13 protein-coding genes and 1 pseudogene are annotated in these 19,392 nt (G+C 37.2%); 10 read left to right on the top strand and 4 right to left on the bottom strand.

Annotated elements, in window-relative coordinates; genetic code table 11:
• The first annotated feature begins 109 nt into the window (after positions 1 to 109).
• From rpe to trpS, 3 genes are read left to right on the top strand one after another with little or no spacing between them, the layout of a single operon-like run.
• Entirely contained in the window at positions 110 to 793 is a 684-nt protein-coding gene (rpe, locus tag H5089_RS10120; RefSeq protein WP_002958386.1) for a ribulose-phosphate 3-epimerase, read from the top strand.
• Positions 793 to 1,458: a phosphoglycolate phosphatase gene (locus H5089_RS10115; protein ID WP_182712148.1), complete on the top strand. Its 666-nt coding sequence runs from the start codon at positions 793 to 795 to the stop codon at positions 1,456 to 1,458. Before rpe ends, H5089_RS10115 begins: the two co-directional genes overlap by 1 nt.
• A 32-nt stretch (positions 1,459 to 1,490) precedes the next feature.
• Complete coding sequence (gene trpS / locus H5089_RS10110; RefSeq protein WP_182712147.1) at positions 1,491 to 2,495, top strand: tryptophan--tRNA ligase; 1,005 nt, start codon at positions 1,491 to 1,493, stop codon at positions 2,493 to 2,495.
• Between the two features lie 114 nt (positions 2,496 to 2,609).
• On the opposite strand, the gene H5089_RS10105 is transcribed toward trpS, so the two are convergent.
• Complete coding sequence (locus H5089_RS10105; protein ID WP_182712146.1) at positions 2,610 to 3,530, bottom strand: TraB/GumN family protein; 921 nt, start codon at positions 3,528 to 3,530, stop codon at positions 2,610 to 2,612.
• Positions 3,531 to 3,566: 36 nt separating this feature from the next.
• Entirely contained in the window at positions 3,567 to 3,932 is a 366-nt protein-coding gene (locus H5089_RS10100; RefSeq protein ID WP_182692805.1) for a hypothetical protein, read from the bottom strand.
• Between the two features lie 282 nt (positions 3,933 to 4,214).
• Between H5089_RS10100 and H5089_RS10095 the strand changes: the two genes are divergently transcribed.
• The gene (locus tag H5089_RS10095; protein WP_182712145.1) at positions 4,215 to 6,356 is read left to right on the top strand and encodes a winged helix-turn-helix domain-containing protein; all 2,142 of its coding nucleotides are present in this window, start codon (positions 4,215 to 4,217) and stop codon (positions 6,354 to 6,356) included.
• Positions 6,357 to 6,551: 195 nt separating this feature from the next.
• On the opposite strand, the gene uvrA is transcribed toward H5089_RS10095, so the two are convergent.
• Positions 6,552 to 9,377, bottom strand: a complete 2,826-nt coding sequence (gene uvrA, locus H5089_RS10090; RefSeq protein WP_182712144.1) for an excinuclease ABC subunit UvrA — start codon at positions 9,375 to 9,377, stop codon at positions 6,552 to 6,554.
• 162 nt (positions 9,378 to 9,539) lie between these two features.
• Here uvrA and H5089_RS10085 point away from each other — a divergent pair, with 162 nt between their 5' ends.
• From H5089_RS10085 to H5089_RS10060, 6 genes and pseudogenes are all read left to right on the top strand, one after another.
• A complete protein-coding gene (locus H5089_RS10085) occupies positions 9,540 to 10,907 on the top strand; it encodes an MFS transporter (protein ID WP_182712143.1) in 1,368 nt (455 codons plus the stop codon).
• A gap of 20 nt (positions 10,908 to 10,927) precedes the next feature.
• Complete coding sequence (gene ssb, locus H5089_RS10080) at positions 10,928 to 11,641, top strand: single-stranded DNA-binding protein (RefSeq protein WP_182712142.1); 714 nt, start codon at positions 10,928 to 10,930, stop codon at positions 11,639 to 11,641.
• A gap of 262 nt (positions 11,642 to 11,903) precedes the next feature.
• Positions 11,904 to 14,633, top strand: a complete 2,730-nt coding sequence (locus H5089_RS10075) for a response regulator (protein ID WP_182712141.1) — start codon at positions 11,904 to 11,906, stop codon at positions 14,631 to 14,633.
• 184 nt (positions 14,634 to 14,817) lie between these two features.
• Positions 14,818 to 15,534 carry an arsenical resistance protein ArsH gene (gene arsH, locus H5089_RS10070; RefSeq protein ID WP_182712140.1) on the top strand — a complete coding sequence of 239 codons (717 nt, stop codon included), beginning with the start codon at positions 14,818 to 14,820 and terminating at the stop codon, positions 15,532 to 15,534.
• Positions 15,535 to 15,543: 9 nt separating this feature from the next.
• A pseudogene (arsB, locus tag H5089_RS10065) lies at positions 15,544 to 16,559 on the top strand (ACR3 family arsenite efflux transporter).
• 226 nt (positions 16,560 to 16,785) lie between these two features.
• Positions 16,786 to 18,474 carry an EAL domain-containing protein gene (locus H5089_RS10060; protein WP_182712139.1) on the top strand — a complete coding sequence of 563 codons (1,689 nt, stop codon included), beginning with the start codon at positions 16,786 to 16,788 and terminating at the stop codon, positions 18,472 to 18,474.
• Positions 18,475 to 18,477: 3 nt separating this feature from the next.
• On the opposite strand, the gene H5089_RS10055 is transcribed toward H5089_RS10060, so the two are convergent.
• The gene (locus H5089_RS10055; protein ID WP_182712138.1) at positions 18,478 to 19,386 is read right to left on the bottom strand and encodes a 1-aminocyclopropane-1-carboxylate deaminase/D-cysteine desulfhydrase; all 909 of its coding nucleotides are present in this window, start codon (positions 19,384 to 19,386) and stop codon (positions 18,478 to 18,480) included.
• Between the last annotated feature and the right edge of the window lie 6 nt (positions 19,387 to 19,392).

The following is a 19,392-nucleotide window of genomic DNA, read 5'->3' as shown; positions in this document are numbered from 1 at the left end:
TATCAAACTTAAAGTTACCTAAAATGGGGGCTATTACGCCATATTACTTGGGTAACATCTTCAATTAAGTTACATTAACGCAATACACTATTTATTGATGGAGTTAATCATGTTTAACCCAGAGCAAAAATATTTAATAGCCCCTTCTATTTTGTCTGCTGATTTTGCAAAGCTAGGCGAAGATGTTGATAAAGTTCTCGAAGCGGGTGCTGATGTGGTTCACTTTGATGTAATGGATAATCACTATGTACCTAATCTCACAATTGGTCCTATGGTGTGTAAAGCACTAAGAGATTACGGTATTACAGCACCTATCGACGTACATTTAATGGTTAAGCCTGTAGATAGCATAATACCTTTATTTGCTGAGGCTGGTGCTTCTATTATTACTTTTCATCCTGAAGCCAGTGAGCACGTCGATCGTACAATACAGTTAATTAAAGATCACGGCTGTAAAGCAGGCTTAGTGTTTAACCCAGCAACAAGCCTAAGTTATTTAGATCATGTTATTGATAAGCTAGATACCATTTTACTAATGTCGGTAAATCCTGGGTTTGGCGGGCAAAGCTTTATCCCTCATACGCTTGAAAAATTACGCCAAGCCAAACAGCGTATTATTGAATCAGGCCGAGATATTCGCTTAGAGGTTGATGGTGGTATTAAGGTCGATAATATTGCAGCAGCGGCTCGAGCGGGTGCTGATATGTTTGTTGCAGGCTCAGCTATTTTTAATCAACCTGATTACAAAGTGGTGATTGATCAAATGCGTGAGCAGCTTGGAAGTGTTAAGTAATGAAGTACGATGTCGCCTTATTTGATTTAGATGGTACTTTGGTTGATAGCGTTTACGACTTGTATATCGCTATTAATTTAACCTTGAGCGATTTTGCTTTTCCTATTGTTACTCAACGCTTGGTTGAAAGTTGGATTGGTAATGGGGTTGAAGTCCTTGTTAAACGCGCTTTGAGTGGCGATATGCAAGTGAGTGAAAATCTAGATGAGTCACTTAGTGGCAAAGCAATATTACAGTTCTATAAGTATTATGAACAGCAAGTTGGTGAGTATAGTGTTTTGTACCAACATGTAGAAACAGGGCTTGCAGCACTTCGCGGTATGCCTAAAGCATTGATCACTAATAAGTCTCGAATTTTTACAGAGAAACTACTCGAAAAATTGGCACTAACGAGTCATTTTGATGTGGTTGTATGCGGTGACGACATGGCAAAAAAACCATCGCCAGAACCATTGCTATTTGCCTGCAAAAAACTAAATGCGGAGCCTAATAAAGCAATAATGATAGGTGATTCTAAAAGCGATATACTTGCAGCTAAAGCCGCTAATATAGACGTAATTGCACTTAGTTATGGCTATAACCAAGGTGAAAATCTTGAGGATTATAATCCGCAGTACCTATGCGATAACTTCTTAGATATAATACCTGTTCTAACGCAGCGTTAAATATTATTCATTAAGCAAAATAAAGGAAAATCATGAGTAAACCAGTAGTTTTAAGCGGCATTCAGCCAACCGGTGGTATGACAATAGGCAACTATGTTGGCGCTATTAACCAGTGGCTAAAGTTACAGGAAGACCACGAAAGTTTCTTTATGTTAGTAGACTTACACGCTATTACGGTTCGCCAAGAGCCTGAATTACTGCGCTCTCGAGTGTTAGATGGTATTGCTCTTTACGCGGCATGTGGCATTGATCCTGAAAAATCTGCGTTATTTGTACAATCGCAAGTACCTGAGCATGCACAATTAGCGTGGGTATTAAATTGTTACGCGCAAATGGGTGAGCTTAATCGAATGACTCAGTTTAAAGACAAGTCATCTAAGCATGCAAATAACGTAAACGTGGGCTTATTTTCATATCCAGTATTGCAAGCTGCGGATATTTTATTATACCAAGCTGATCAAGTACCAGTAGGGGATGATCAAAAGCAACACTTAGAGCTGACTCGCGATATAGCCACACGCTTTAATAATTTATATGGCGACGTATTTAAATTACCAGAGCCGTACATCCCTGAGTTTGGTGCACGCGTAATGAGCTTGCAAGATCCACTTAAAAAAATGTCTAAGTCTGACGAAAACCCAAATGGTTACATCATGTTATTAGATGAGCCTAAGCAAATTGTGAAAAAGCTTAAAAAAGCAGTAACTGATTCAGATGAACAAGCACGTATATATTTTGATCGCACAGAAAAGCCTGGCGTATCAAACTTGCTTACTTTATTGAGTGTTGCAACTAAGCGCTCAATTGAAGACCTAGTTCCTGAGTATGAAGATAAAATGTATGGCCATTTAAAGAAAGATACAGCAGATGCAGTTGTAAATATGATTGAGCCAATTCAAGCACGCTTTAAAGAGATCAGAGAAGAGCAAAACCTACTTGATGGCATAATGAAGTCAGGTGCTGAAAAAGCAAGTGTACGTGCTGAGAAAACATTGAAATCGGTATACGATGCGCTTGGTTTTATTCCTCGCGGGTAAGTTTATTAAAATAAAAAATGCCGCTTGTTAGCGGCATTTTTTATATAGCACATATCAACATGATGGACCCAAATAGAAACAGTAGCGATATAGCTAGTTTGTCTGTTTTATCCATTATTCAGCCCCTCTTACTGTTATATCTGCCGTGCTATCAATATCAACTAGAGAAACTTTATAGCCCTTATTTTCAAGTAAGGTAAGTAAACTATCTTGTCCTGCAAGATGGGCAACTCCAACAAGTACAAACTCATTTTTATCGTTGTTAAACATGGCTTCTACTTTTGGTAACCAATCATTATTTCTATCTGTAATGAGTTGTTTATAACTATTCGGATCATTTTTCTGCATATCTTCAAGTGCCACTTTATTCAGTGTGTCTGTATCACCTTTGCGCCAGGCAGCTAAAAGTCCTTTAAACATATCGCCATAGTTGTGCAGCTCGGCTAAGTTATGTTTAATGAAGTCGTTTTCGTTGCCTTGACCCATTTTTTTAAAAAGCTCTAACTGAAATTCCATTGTTTCTAAGTAATTTTTTGTTTTGTTATCTTCAGTCGCTTTTTTAGTAAAATAAGCATCAACACCTTCACCCATTAAATTTTGCTTTTGAAGCTCCATCGACATTAAAACAATACCAACCATAGCAGGGCGAAAGCCATCTAACTTAGCGAGATTAGCGCCAAACTCGTTAAGCTTATTTTCAAGTGATGCCTTAATCTCGGGTTCTAGTTTTTGACTTAACGTTTCGTTATTTGTATACGATAGTGCGCCTAACATTTGCATTTGCGCATTAGTGTCGGCTGGGTCAGTTATCGGTGCTTCTAAAATAATTGTATCCGCTTGTTCATAAGCATGGTTAAACTCAGCGGGTAGTGGCATTTCAGCTTTAGGTAGTATGTGAACTGTACCGCCAATAAATAGTGAGTCATTACCATTGCTTACTTGCCATACAGAGCTTTGGGCCTGTGCTGTATTTGCTAAAAGACTACAGCTAAGTAATACGCTGGCAGATACTAATTTTTTTGTGAATTTTTTCATGATAATTCCTTTATGTAACTTTTAATTTTATTGTTTTTAGTTCGATAACACAGTGCTGAAATATGCAGTGATTGAGGATGTTAACTTTGAAAGGTTTTTATCAATTTGCGAGTTTATTTTGCTCATTGAAGAGTCAAGCTCAGCTGATATTTTTTCATCTATCGAAGAAAGTAACGTTTGTGTATCAACATTACTTTTTAAAGACTCAGTGGCGTCTATGTTGTTTGTTTCTTGCTGCTTTTTATTAACTGGGTTAATCGCCTCTACGCTTTCACCAATTATGCATTGATTAAAATTACTTTGAACGGTGTGTTGTTTAGCGTCAGCTGCAATAACTGAAGTTGTATTAAAAGCAGTTGCTAGTAGTAAAGCCGGTAGTACTTTTTTCATTGTGCTATTCATAATTAAACCTTTTATATTTTTAATTGCAGCCAATTTAGAATCACAAATGATTTTTTACTAAGCTGCTTGTTGATGACGGTTTAAAGAATATCGCTGAATTTATTGAGAGTCGCTTATCTAGTTATGAGCAATTAATAGATAAGGTTTTTAAATTAAATAATTGTTTTAATTTAGAGGGTTAGCCTTAAACCTTATAATGCTAATATAAGGTTTAAAATGCTTTTTCTATAAAAGAAAGTGTAGATGTGATACGGTTTATAAAAATAAAAATACGTAAAAACTATGAATTATCAAATCGGACCTTGGCAATTTATTAGTAATCGCTGTGTGATTACTTCAAACCATTTAGAAAGGGAATTAGATCCACTTTTAGTAAAGCTATTACTTCACTTTATAGACAAGCCTCAACAAATTGTTTCCCGCCAAGAGCTTATTGAGAGTGTGTGGCAACAGAGCTTTGTTGATGATAATGCGATTAACCGTGCAATCTCAGAGTTAAGAAAGCAGCTTGCCCACCCAATTGAAAAAGCGCCGCTTTTAAAAACGCATTACCGTAAAGGATATAGCCTAACAGTAATACCTGAGCGTTTAACGCAAGCAAACGTTTTGAAAGAGCCTGTAAACATTTTGCCTGACTCACCAGGTATTTCTGCCAAAAATGAAGAGATAGCTACTGCAACTACTTCTCAACCAGTTCAAAAAAAGAATAGTAAAAATTTTTTGATTTATTCTTTACTCGTCATTATTTGCCTGTGCTCTTTAGTATGGTTTGGGTTGTTTTTTATTAATGCACCTTCTAGCGAAAAGATTAAACAGATCACGGTTAATAAGGTAGCAAGCACATGGAATATAGGCAGTGAGGTTCACCCTGAGATGTCCTCAGATAAACAATATTTAGCTTATACAAATGTTGAACCTGAAAATGACGTAATGCATGCATTTGTAAAGCGACTATCTGATCAAAGGGAGGTTGAAATTACCTATCCTGGCTTTCAAGTATCTATTTTATCGTGGCAGTTAAATCAGCACGCAGTGCTTATACAAGCTACAAACTTAAAACAACAGCAGTGCGAAATGGTACTGGTTGATTTAAGCCAGTTTCCTATTGTTGGTGAGGCTACATTAATTAAAAAGTGTGACCTTAGATACACCGGCTACGCACAAGTAGACGAAAATAGTGAATATATTTATTACACTGAATATAAAAATGAGCAAGATGGCTCAGGTTTATATAAATTTGATTTAGAGTTACAAAAAGAGTCCATTGTTATTCCACCACCAGGTGTAATGTATGGCGTAATAATGCCGCGCTTATCTTCTTCAGGTAATAAAATAGCATATATACTTAGTCAAAAGGGTAAGCCTTTTTCTGTATTTAGCTATAACTTTGAGACCCATGAAACCAAGCGATTATTTAAAGCAAAGAAAAGCATAATTAGCTTCGCGTTTGACTGGCTTGCAGACGATAAAGGCGTGATTGTTTTTGAAGACTCTGACCTTTCAACCATTGTGTTTGATGAAAATAATATTATTAAACGCACACTAACGGTTACCCCAGCAATTTCACCTTATTATATTGCAGTTCAATCTGCTAATAGCCTCTTTTACTCAGCAAATAAAACACAAACCTTTTCGTTAATTAAAGCGACTAGTCTTTTTAACGATGTTCCTGAGTATGAAGCACTCTACAAAAGTGATGAAGACGACTACCATATTGTAGAAGTCATTAATGAGAAAGGGCTAGCGCATATTTTTGTATCCGAGCGCTCTGGCAGCAGTCAGTTGTGGTTATCTCAAAATGGACTTACAAAGCAACTTAGTAACTTTACTTATGAAGGGAAATCTACCTTTGCTATTGGCGGGCTAAGAGTATCGAGGAAGCAAGATCGTGTTTTATTAAGAGTTAATAGCGATATTGCATTTTTTGACATTATGTCGAACAAACTCTATACCATAGCTGAGTTTAAAGGGCGAAAAATACTAAACTATGTATGGTCTAAAGATAATGAAAGTATAATTTATTTAGAGCGAAGTGGTTCAGAAAACCTATTTGCTCAGTTTAATTTATTAACGCGAGACACAACTATATTAGAGGATATTAAAGCCAACAAATTAATTTCAGGCGCTGACGGTACTAATTATGCAATTACTAATAATCAGTTAATTAAACTATCAAATAAACAGAGTTGGGAATTACCCAAAGACGCGCGACAAGCACAACTTTTTGCTATTAATGGTAATTACCTTTACTACTCTGATACGATTTCAAGAGTTGCTCGGCTTAATTTAGAAGATAAAACAGTCAAAGATGTGCACGTGGATTTTAAACCCATCGCATTTTTTATTAGTGATAACAATCAAATTTTCTTTACAGAATCAAAATATAAAGACATGCAAATAATACAGATAAGTTGGAATAACTAGGGTCTGTTGATCTTTCAAGGTTAAATTTGCAGCAGTGTGTTGCTTTTCTTTAATAACATTTTCGATTGTTATGTTGATAAAAGAAAAATTAGAGCCAAAAAATAGCGAGAAGTGAATCTTCTCGCCATTTTTAATTAAGTGTAATCTCGACAGTTAAATAACCTCAAAGCCGATTAATTTGTCACAACTGAACCTCTATTTATTTAATAGAGGTTTTAAGTAATGCCCAGTATGTGAACGCTCACATTCGGCCACTTCTTCTGGTGTACCTGCAATGAGTATTTCACCGCCGCCAGCTCCGCCTTCAGGTCCTAAATCAATAACCCAATCTGCTGTTTTAATAACATCGAGGTTGTGCTCAATAACCACAATGGTGTTACCGTGATCGCGCAGGCGATGTAATACAACAAGCAGCTGTTCAATATCAGCAAAGTGTAAGCCTGTTGTAGGCTCATCTAATATGTAGAGTGTTTTACCAGTATCACGCTTTGATAGCTCGCGTGCTAGTTTTACACGTTGCGCCTCACCACCTGAAAGCGTGGTAGCGGCTTGACCTAAGCGGACATACGATAAACCAACGTCCATTAAGGTTTTAAGCTTGCGGGCAATAGCCGGTATTTTGTCAAAATACTCATGCGCGTCTTCAACAGTCATCTCAAGTACTTGGTGTATGTTTTTACCTTTGTATTGGACTTCGAGCGTTTCGCGGTTATAGCGTTTGCTCTTACATACATCACACGGTACATACACATCAGGTAAAAAGTGCATTTCAACTTTAATTAAGCCGTCACCTTGGCACGCTTCACAGCGTCCGCCTTTAACGTTAAAGCTAAAGCGACCTACTTTGTAGCCACGTGAGCGCGCTTCTTGTGTGCCTGCAAATAACTCACGAATACCGGTAAATATACCTGTGTAGGTTGCCGGATTTGAACGAGGAGTACGACCAATTGGGCTTTGATCAATATCGATCACTTTATCAAAATGATCTAAACCGCTAATTGATTTATACGGTGCCGCTTCGGCAGTGGTTGCGCCATTTAGCTCTGTATGAGCAAGTTTAAATAAAGTATCGTTTATTAGCGTTGATTTACCTGAGCCCGATACACCTGTCACACAGGTCATTAAACCAAATGGGATTTTTAAATCCACATTTTTAAGGTTATTACCCGTTGCGCCAAATAGCTCTAGCCATTTGTCGTTCGTTGGGTGACGCTCTTTTGGTATTTCTATTTTACGTACGCCTGATAAAAATTGGCCCGTAACAGACTCTTTGCTTGCTAAAATATCGTCGCGCGTACCTTGAGCAATAATATGCCCACCATGAACACCCGCACCTGGGCCAATATCAATAATATGATCTGCAGCACGAATAGCATCTTCATCGTGCTCTACCACAATAACGGTGTTACCTAAGTCGCGCAAATGGACCAATGTTTGTAATAAACGGTCGTTATCGCGTTGATGTAATCCAATAGATGGCTCATCTAGTACGTACATTACACCTACAAGACCGGCACCAATTTGACTGGCTAAGCGGATACGTTGAGCCTCACCACCTGATAATGTATCGGCGCTACGTTCAAGTGATAAATAATTTAGGCCAACGTTAATTAAAAACGATAAGCGGTCGCGAATTTCTTTTAATATTTTTTCAGCTATTTGGCCTTTTTGTCCGGTTAACTCTAAACCTTCAAAAAATTCCATGGCTTCACCAATACTCATGCATGTGATTGCAGGTAAGTTGGTTTGTCCAATAAATACATTTCGAGATTCTTCGCGTAAGCGCGAGCCATGACAGCTAGGACACGCTTGGCTTGTTTGGTATTTAGCAAGTTCTTCGCGTACAGAGTTTGACTCGGTCTCGCGGTAGCGGCGATTCATGTTGTTTAAAACGCCTTCAAACTCATGGTTACGCGTAATTAAATCGCCACGGTCGTTACGGTAATTAAACGCAATCTTAGTGCTACCAGAGCCATCTAAAATAATTTTTTTCGAGTCGCTGTCTAAATCTTGATAAGGCACGTCTAAATCAAAATTGTAATGATCTGCAACCGCTTGCAGCATTTGATAGTAATAAAAGCTGCGTTTATCCCAGCCTTTAATTGCACCGCCAGCAAGGCTTAACTCTGGGTTATGCACTACGCGATTAGGATCAAAATATTGGCGTATACCTAAGCCATCACAGGTTTGACAAGCACCAGCTGGGTTATTAAACGAAAACAAACGCGGCTCAAGTTCAGTCATTGCATAGCCACAAGTAGGGCAGGCAAAATTTGCTGAAAATAGAATCTCTTCAGCGCTGCTATCGTCCATGTATGCTACATGTGCAACACCATTAGACATTTCAAGTGCAGTTTCGAACGATTCTGCTAAGCGTTGTTGTAAGCCATTTTTTACTTTAAATCTGTCTACAACAACTTCTATTGTATGTTTTTTATGAAGCTCAAGCGTTGGTGGATCAGACAAGTCACATACTTCACCGTCTATACGGGCGCGAATGTAACCTTGGCTAGATAGCTGTTCTAATAACTTAACATGCTCACCTTTACGCTCTTTTACTATTGGCGCAAGCAGCATTAATTTACTGCCCTCAGGTAGAGCCAAAACAGTATCTACCATTTGGCTAACGGTTTGCGCAGCAAGTGGTAAATCATGTGTAGGACATCGTGGTTCGCCGACGCGGGCAAACATAAGTCGTAAATAATCGTAAATTTCGGTAATAGTACCTACGGTTGAACGCGGGTTATGAGACGTTGACTTTTGCTCAATAGAAATGGCAGGAGAGAGGCCTTCGATGTGATCCACATCAGGCTTTTCCATGAGCGATAAAAATTGTCTTGCGTACGCAGAGAGTGATTCAACATATCGGCGTTGTCCTTCTGCATAAAGCGTATCAAATGCAAGTGATGACTTCCCCGAACCAGATAGACCCGTAATAACTATTAATTTATCACGTGGGATGGTTAGGCTGATGTCTTTTAAATTGTGCGTTCGGGCGCCTCGGACTTCAATGTTTTCCATGCTATCTCGTTTGTTACCAAAATTATTTACTCAGTATCGCATAATACGAAGCAATATTAATCCTTGATCAATGAAAAATCCTTACTTATAGGCGATTAATTATTGCCAAGCTTATGGTAGAATCCCAACCTCAATTTTTCATAGAGTAAGATCACGCAGATAATGACCGCATCTTCACTTAATTCACGAGAAAAACGCGCCGCTGTATCACTGGCGAGTGTGTTTGCATTTAGAATGCTCGGCTTGTTTATGCTGATGCCTGTATTGGCTATTTATGGACAATCGCTTGAAGGTTTTTCGCCTATTTGGATTGGTTTTGCCATTGGTGCGTATGGTTTAACGCAAGCTGTACTACAAATACCTATGGGTCGATTATCCGATAAGATTGGTCGTAAAAAGGTTATTGTTGGTGGCTTAGTTGTATTTGCTATTGGCTCTGTAGTTGCTGCATTAGCTGACTCTATCCAAATGGTTACCGTAGGCCGTGCTTTACAAGGTATGGGCGCAATAGCCAGTGCGCTACTCGCGTTTGCTTCAGATTTAAGCCGCGATGAGCAACGACCAAAAGTAATGGCCGTTATTGGTATGAGCATAGGAATGAGCTTTGCCTTTGCTATGTTACTTGGGCCAATTGTCGCCGCTTCGTGGGGTATTGCTGGTGTATTTTGGTTGACTGCTATTTTAGCAGTCTTAGGTATATTTATAGTGACCATGCTAGTGCCAAAGGCGGTAAATAAAGCGCCCAAAGGCGATACATTAGCAAGCTTCAGCGACATTAAAAAATTAATTAAACACCCTCAGTTAGCACGATTAAATGCAGGTGTATTGTTATTGCATTTAACGCTAACCACAATTTTTGTGGTACTGCCGAGTCAATTAATTAAAGATGGTTTGGTTGCTGACCATCACTGGTATTTATATATTCCAGTGCTATTTTTAGCATTTTTATTAATGGTACCAATAATGATTGTGGCCATTAAAAAAGAGAAAGAAAAACAAGCATTTATTGGTTCAGTAGCCTTGTTAACTATTAGTATGTTAGCAATGTCGGTATGGGTTAATAGTGTAGTAGGCATTGCTGTGTGTATGCTGCTTTATTTTGTGGCGTTTAACTTTTTAGAAGCCACTATGCCTGCGCTCGTATCGCGAATAGCACCTGCAAGCCAAAAAGGTTCAGCAATGGGTGGCTACTCATCTAGTCAGTTTTTAGGGGCCTTTTTAGGCGGTATGTTAGGTGGCTATGTAGCACAAACTACAACGACGCAAGCTGTGTTTGCGGCAGCGGCACTTGTTGGGTTAATATGGCTTATTATTGCGTGGAAAATGCAAGTCCCACCCAAAAGTAAAGTTATTAGTTTAATGACCAAATTAGATTCTGAAGAGCATGCTCAAGTACTTGCTTCTCAGTTAGTTGCTTTACCAGGTGTAATAGAAGCAACTGTAGTTCGCGATGAAAGTCGCAGCTATTTAAAGATTAATGATAAAGAATTTGACCTAGACCAAGCGCGTAAAGTCGCTGGTTTAATCTAACATTTATAGGAGATGGTTCCATGGCACGCGGTGTGAACAAAGTAATTTTGGTTGGTAATTTAGGGCAAGATCCTGAAGTTCGTTATATGCCTAACGGCAACGGTGTAGCAAATATTACCCTAGCAACTTCGGATAGCTATAAAGATAAGAACACTGGCCAAATGGTTGATAAAACTGAGTGGCACCGTGTTGTATTTTTTGGCAAGTTAGCTGAAATTGTTGGTGAATATTGTCGTAAAGGTTCACAAATTTATGTTGAAGGTAAACTTCAAACACGTAAGTGGACCGATCAACAAGGCCAAGAAAAGTACACTACAGAAATAGTTGTAGATGGCTTTACTGGTCAAATGCAAATGTTAGGCGCACGTGGTGGCGATCAACAAAGTGGTGGTTACCAAGGTAATCAATCACAAGGTGGAGGTTACCAAGGTAATCAAGCGCAAAGTGCTCAACAAAGCGGTGGTTACGGTCAAAATAATCAAGGCCAAAATAACCAGCAACAAGGTGGTTATGCTCCACAACAGCAAGCAGCACCTGCAGCGCAGCCAAAACCGGCTCCAGCACCACAGCAGCAAAGTAATCAATACCAGCCGCAAGGCGGCTTTGCACCACAACAAAATAGTGCACCGCAGCAGCAAGGTGGTTTCGCTCCTAAACCACAAAGTGCTCCGCAAGGTGGTGCATCAAACCCAATGGAACCAACCATTGATTTTGATGACGATATCCCGTTCTAAATGATATAAAGTTATTAGTGTAAAGATAATTAGATTCTTTACACTTTTTACTCTAAACCCAGTATTCGTACTGGGTTTTTTATGCGTATTGCGCTGTGATGATAATCCAAAAACTATCAATATAAGACCTCATTAGGCTGTAAAGTGAAATAGTATTGTTGGTAATGTTAAATTACAGTAAATTTTATCTTGTATTTAATTGATATATATATCGTTAACACTTACCATTAAACTACTTTCCTCTGATTACACAATGAGAAACATGAAAACTAATATCTTATTTTTATTTCTTGTTTTTCAATTCTTGAGCCCTAGTTCACACGCTCAAACTCCTTCAAATGTTACTCATATTTTATTTATAAATTCAACAAATCAAGATATGCCTTGGTATAAAAGTGTTGAGCTTGGACTGCGTACAGAGCTTACAAAACGTTCTTTTAGTTATGAACTATTTGTCGAAAATATGGATGTAAATCGCTTTGATGAAGTTAATCAAAAACAGTTAATGAAAGACTACCTCAAACAAAAATATAAAAATAAGCACATCGATATCATCGTTACTCAGTCGCCTTCTGCAGCGACGTTACTATCTCAATTAGATGATTTTTTTATAAATGCTCCACGAATATACTTAGAGCCAGGCGCCCAGTTTAATCTACCAAAAAAGACCAGCGGAGCTGTGATCCAAGCTAAATTAGATTATGCGCAAGCAACAGCAAATGCTGTTAATTTAATGAAGCCTAAAAAATTGATCGTGATTTTAGATACAAAAAACGATATTGGTATGAGCTTTCATCGAGGACTATTTTCGGTTATTAACCGTGATTTTTCGTATTTAAGTGTAGAAAAGTGGTTTGATCTTCCATTACCAGAATTACTCACCAAAGTAAGAAATGCCCCAGCAGATTCAATTATTTTATTTACCCCCATTTTTAGGCGTTACGATAATAAATCACTTAGCCCTTATCAGCTAGTAGAGCGATTAACTGAAGAAAGTCCGGCGCCAGTGTTTAGCTATTGGGAAGTACTATTAGGCTCAGGTGTTGTTGGTGGGTATGTATTGTCGGGTGAAAAAATAGGTAAACGTATTGCCGATTCAATAGTTTTTTATAATGAAAATAAAGCGTTAAATGAAATTAGTGGTGAAGGGCTTAGTACATACTCATATGATTGGCGACAATTAAGTAAGTTTAATATTGCTCCGCAGAGCTTGCCAGAAGAGTCAATTATCTCTTATTACGAGCCAACTTACTTTGAGAAAAATAAAATATTAATTTACAGCGCTACTGTAATTATTTTTATTCTTAGCAGTTTTTTAGTTTTTGTTTTGTTTTTAAACCAACGCCGCATTCAACTTTTAAAAGAGCTTGATGAAGAAAAGCAAAGATTAGAGTCGCGCGTTGAAGAGCGCACTGAAGAGCTTTTGCACGCCAAGGAAGAAGCAGAGCATCTGACATCCGCTAAGTCTGAGTTTTTAGCAAATATGAGTCATGAAATTAGAACCCCTATGAGTGGGATTATTGGTTTGACTAATATTTTGCTCGAAAAAGGTTTACCTGGTGAGTATGAGTATTATTTAGATAAAATTAAATACTCCTCAGATCAACTCCTGGTGGTTATTAACGATATTTTAGACTTTTCAAAAATTGAGTCTGGAAACATTAACCTTGAGGAATTTCCTTTTTCTGTAAATTCGATTGTTGATTATATCAAAGCAACCTTCAATGAATTGGCCCAAAGTAAAGGGGTCACATTTGATATTGTCATTGATGAGGCAGTTAAACTGGACTTAATCGGCGATGTAGTGCGAATAAATCAGGTGCTGTTAAATTTATGCTCTAACGCAATTAAATTCACCCCTCACGGCACTGTATCGGTTTTAATTGAGTCAAGAAAGTTATTAGACGATCCGCAAAGTGTTTGCTTAAATTTTACAGTTAAAGACTCAGGTATTGGCATCGCTGAGGATAATCTTAGTAATTTATTTGAATCATTTACTCAGGCAGATAGTTCTACAACTAGGAAGTTTGGTGGTACAGGGTTAGGTTTAACAATTAGTAAGAGTTTATGCCAATTGATGGGTGGTGATATAACAGTACACAGCACTCAAGGTGTGGGTAGTGAGTTTGTAGCTTCGGTGGAAGTTAAATTGAACAACCAAGCGTTGATTGATGATACGCCTAACCTAATCTTTACTGATCCGTTTGATGTATTAATTATAGATGATAATGAAGAGGACCTTAAAGTAATTGAAAATCAGTTTACAGCTATGGGTTTAGCATGTACTGCGTGCTCGTCTGCTAAGCAAGCTATTGATATTATTGAACAGAATAAAGAAAAATTTAAAGTCATTATTGTCGATTGGATAATGTCAGCGATGAGTAGTGAAACATTTTTAACGCGTATTTATAATATTAATCCCCAGCTTTGCAGTAATATAATTGTACTTACAAGGGATCATGAGGTTTTACTTAATGATGTGGCTAACAAAATAAATATAAACACAATTTTGCAAAAACCTGTTTATTCGAGTGTCTTGTATAAGGAGGTGAGCAGTAGAGTGTTAGGTTTTTTTAATGAAGTGCCTAAAGTAAATACTGTGAGTGAACAGTCGCTGGCGGGTATTAAAGTATTAGTTGTGGAAGATAATTCAATCAATCGACTCATAGTTACCAACATACTAGAAAATAGCGGCGCTCAGGTTTACTTAGTTGATAATGGATTAGAGTGCATCCAAACAGTAAAATTAGAGCCGTTTGATATAATTTTAATGGATATTCATATGCCTATCATGGACGGTGTTGAGGCGACTCAAATTATTCGTAATGATAGTGATGAAACTATCGCAAATATTCCAATAATTGCCTTAACAGCTAATGTTATGAAAGATGATATTACACGATACTTATCTATTGGCATGAATGCTCATGTTGCAAAACCCATTAAAACACAAAAACTACGTGAAACTATAATTCGCTGTTTAAATAAATAGTTGCGCTATATAAGTAACTTAATATTTTTATCAAATACCTTCCGCAATCCCTTCCATTGGCTTGAGCCGATTTTTTAATAACTTAAAAAAATTTATAAAATAGAATTTGACTCACGCGTGTTTGTATGTGAAATTCCATATATTCGATTTTTCGTATGTTCACTTGGTAAAGGTTGAGTTATAAATGTCAGAAGTTAATGGGTTACCAAATACAAATAAAATACACAGCGTTGTTCCACATACTAAAAATTTTAATGTTAGTTTTTCTGAGCACAAACCTAAAATTTTATTGTTATATGGATCATTAAGAGCGCGTTCTTATAGTAAGTTGGTAATAGAGGAGAGTGCACGTTTATTAACGTATTTTGGTGCTGAGGTTAAAATTTTTAATCCTGAAGGTTTACCTCAAACCGATAGTGAAGATGAATCACACCCTAAAGTACAAGAGTTACGAGATTTAATGCTTTGGTCAGAAGGGCAAGTATGGTGCTCTCCAGAACGTCATGGGTCAATGACGAGCATATTCAAAAACCAAATTGATTGGATACCACTCAATTTAGGTGGTGTAAGGCCAACGCAAGGTAAAACACTCGCAGTGCTGCAAGTTTGTGGTGGATCGCAATCATTTAATGTAGTGAATCAACTACGAGTATTAGGGCGTTGGATGCGTATGGTAACAATACCAAATCAGTCCTCAGTGCCACAAGCTCATTTAGAATTTGAAGAAAATGGGCGCATGAAACCCTCTCCACTTTATAATCGGGTTGTTGATGTTATGGAGGAGTTGATAAAATTTACTTTGTTATTACGAGATCAAAAAGATTACTTTGTAGATCGTTATTCTGAACGTGTGGAATCTGCAGAAGAACTTAGCCAACGCGTTAATCAAAGCTCTATTTAGGACAGAACAATGGGATTATTTGAACGTTATCTTTCTGTGTGGGTAGCCTTAGCTATTACTTTTGGTATTGTAGCTGGTTCTATAATGCCAAGTGCATTTAGCTTAATTGCTGGTTTTGAATATGCCCATGTAAATATTGTAATCGCAGTACTTATTTGGTTGATGATTTACCCAATGATGGTGCAAATTGATTTTTCATCAATTAAAGATGTAGGTAAAAAACCAAAAGGGTTAGTGCTCACTATCGTTATTAATTGGCTTATAAAGCCCTTTACTATGGCGCTACTAGGCTGGTTATTTTTTAAGGGTATTTTTGCCGATTTTGTTGACCCACAAACAGCTACAGAATATATAGCTGGTATGATTTTGTTGGGTGTTGCGCCTTGTACCGCTATGGTGTTTGTGTGGAGTCAATTGACAAAAGGCGATGCTAATTACACCTTAGTGCAGGTATCAATAAATGACATAATTATGATTTTTGCCTTCGCACCTATTGCAGGGCTATTACTTGGTGTGACTGATATTACTGTACCTTGGGATACACTGCTATTATCGGTGGTATTGTATGTACTTATCCCGCTGGTGGCCGGTGCTGTTACCCGTAAAAAGCTTGATAAAGAAGATGACCATACGTGTTTAAATAACTTTTTAAAGGTAATGAAACCTTATTCTATTATTGGCTTACTCGCGACAGTAGCGCTATTGTTTGGTTTCCAATCGCAGATATTAATAGAAAAACCAGAGGCAATAGTTCTTATTGCAATCCCGCTTTTAATTCAAACTTACGGTATTTTTGCGATTGCTTATATTGCAGCTAAAAAATGGGGCTTGCACATAACATAGCGGCGCCTGCATGTATGATTGCCACTTCAAACTTTTTTGAGCTAGCTGTTGCGGTTGCTATTTCATTATTTGGTTTACATTCTGGGGCTGCACTTGCCACTGTGGTGGGGGTGTTGGTAGAAGTCCCCGTAATGCTAAGCTTGGTATACTTTGCAAATAAAACACGCCATTGGTTTAATTAAGGCGGTATGCAGCATAATCTCTGCTGGCATACTTTTTAAAATGATCTGTCGATGGCTTTCATCTATTTACAGAATAAAGGGCATAGCTGTTTATTTTTGTAAGTTCTCGTTTATCTGAGTGTTTTTTGTTTAGTACTATTAATAAACGTTTAAACTTAGTTTGCAGCCTTGTGCTTCTATAGATATTGAACAACACTTTAGTTATCAATATAACGAGTGGCAGGCTATGCAAAAGAGTAAACTCTGGCTTTTAAAGTACTTCAAAGGTATCTCTTTTGTTTTGTTTTTGATGATACTTATTAGTTTTAATTTCATTTTAAATGATGCATTACATCAAAAAGCACATGTTTCTGGGCAGCAGTTTGTTAAACGCGTTTATGAATTAAATTTATCTCCCTCTATAAATAATGAAGTGTTGGTCGCATTAGCTAAAAATGAAGGCTTTAAGTTAGAGCTGCAAAATTCTTCTGATCACTTTAGGAACTTAGTAAATTTAGAACGCGAAGTTTTTACTTTTAAAACGTTAAGTTTGAGCCTTTATCACTATCCAGTGTGGGTAACACAAAGCTACTTATTTATATTTTTGAATCTGATTATATTAGGCGCTGCTAATTGGTCTTATCGCTGGTGGAGCCTGTTAAAAGTAAACCGTAAAGTAATGCTTAAAAATACAGTTATACAGACGACTAAAATTATTCAACAAAGGTATAAAAATACTCAACTAATCGAACAGGCAAAAAAATGTGATTTAAGTTCTTTGTATGGAGTTAATACTGCATCACATAACTTATTTTTACTTATTGAGTGTGATTGTAGCTATGATAAAAAAACGGATATAGAAGCCAATTTTAAAGTCTTAATTACTAAAAAATTAGCCGAACTTAAAGGTGTGTCGGTAAAAATACTAAACTCTAATTACTTAGCGGTTACCTTACCAAACATTTCTATTAGCGAGTTGAATAGCTACGTTGAAAAGCTTCATAAAAATGTGTTTTTAATATGTCAAAATCATCAAAAAAATATTACTCATAAAAATATTAAAATAGGTGCGTGTGATTATCAATTAGGCGCTGATCAAGTGGCGGTTTATAAGCTAGCAAAATCAGCACTCGCGCTTTCACAAAGCAGCCTATTGCAGCATTGCCACCGTTTAACGTTAAATCACTGCCAAGAAAAACACCTCTCTAGCAAACAGGTTATAGAAAACATTAAAAAGAATAAATTTATATTATTCTTTCAGCCTGTATTTGAACTCTCTAGTGGAGATATCCTGCAGCATGAAGCTCTTATTCGGGTTAGGCATAGCCAACTTGGTTTACTGGCCGCTCGTTATTTTATTAAGCAGGTTTATAGTGATCAAGACGCTTTAATATTAGATAAAGCTGTAATAACACAAGTCAAAAAGCTAATGCTCAGTGAGTCTTCGGCTTTAACAGTTAGTGTAAATCTACACCCTAAAAATTGGTTTAATACTGTATTTTGGGAGTGGTTAGCCAATCAAATGGCAGAGCTTAAGTTAAATACTAAATTACAATTTGAAATAAGTGAGGCAGAATTTTTTACTCATAGAGAGTCGATAACTAATGCACTCAATGTTATTAAAAAAGGGCATTCACATATTGTGATTGATAATGTAAAAAGCAGTGAGAAAGTAGCCATGCTAGTTGATTATAACCAAGTATGTGGGCTTAAGTTATCTTACGAACTGGTTCATTTATTAGATGAAAAAACTCAAAGTCAAAAGAAAATAAAAAGGATAGTCGAAGCCGCTAGTCTTTTAAATCTACCCGTATACGCGGTGGGCGTAGAGACTCAAAAAGAGCTACTTACGCTTACCAAATTGGGAGTGGTAGGAGCTCAAGGTTTTTACTTTTCAGAGCCACTTCAAGAGTTTACGCAAGCGGTATTTAATTAAGGTCTAGATTAACCCTCTATATTTAAGCCCATTTAAGCCTTGAAGCCCGCCAGTATGAACAGCAATAATTTTACTCCCAGATGGGAAATAATCTTGCTCAATAAGCTGCCACAATGCATACATCATTTTTCCGCTATAAATAGGCTCAAGCGGTAGGTTGTGTGTGCGGCCTATATCTTGGCAAAACTGCCATAACTCAGGTGAAAACTTACCATAGCCACCATCATGAAACTCTGTGAGTAACTGCCAGTTAGTTTGATTATTAGCTTTAGCGCTCAGCTTTTTTATTTCTTCATTTAAATAATCAGCTTGTTTTAATACCGCTATACCAATAACTTGTGTTGTTGAAGCACTGCCTTCTATTAGTCCAGCAAGTGTGCCACCACTACCTGTAGGACAAACTAAGTAGCTATGTTCGGGTAAGCTTTGTACTAATTCTTTACACCCTAATAAAGCATGTTCATTTGTACCACCTTCAGGGATGATATAAGCGTTTGGAAAGCGCTCTTGCAAAGCATTAAGGTAATCGATGTTGTGGCGTTTTCGATACTCTATACGATTAACAACATGTAGGTTCATACCACAATGTTTTGCAAACTGAATTGTCGGACTGTTGTTATCAAGTTCTGGTCCGCGGATAATCGCGTGAGTTTTTATATTAAATTCTTTTCCCGCAGCTGCGCAGGCGTGAATATGGTTTGAAAATGCACCACCAAAAGTCAGAAGCTCTGTTTTATTTATCTTTTGCATATACGCTAAATTGTATTTTAATTTACGCCATTTATTGCCACTTATTAGCGGATGGAGTAAATCATCACGTTTTATACCTAAACAAATATTTCTCTTTTTTAGAAACGAGCTATCTAATTGTTGAATATAGTTATTTTCATCTATTTTGAATTTTTCACGCATTTTATT

The sequence above is a fragment of the Pseudoalteromonas sp. SR45-1 genome, assembly GCF_014163655.1.
Taxonomy (GTDB): domain Bacteria; phylum Pseudomonadota; class Gammaproteobacteria; order Enterobacterales; family Alteromonadaceae; genus Pseudoalteromonas; species Pseudoalteromonas distincta.
The sequence above is the reverse complement of the archived record's forward strand: the minus strand, read 5'-3'. Positions and strand labels throughout refer to the sequence as shown.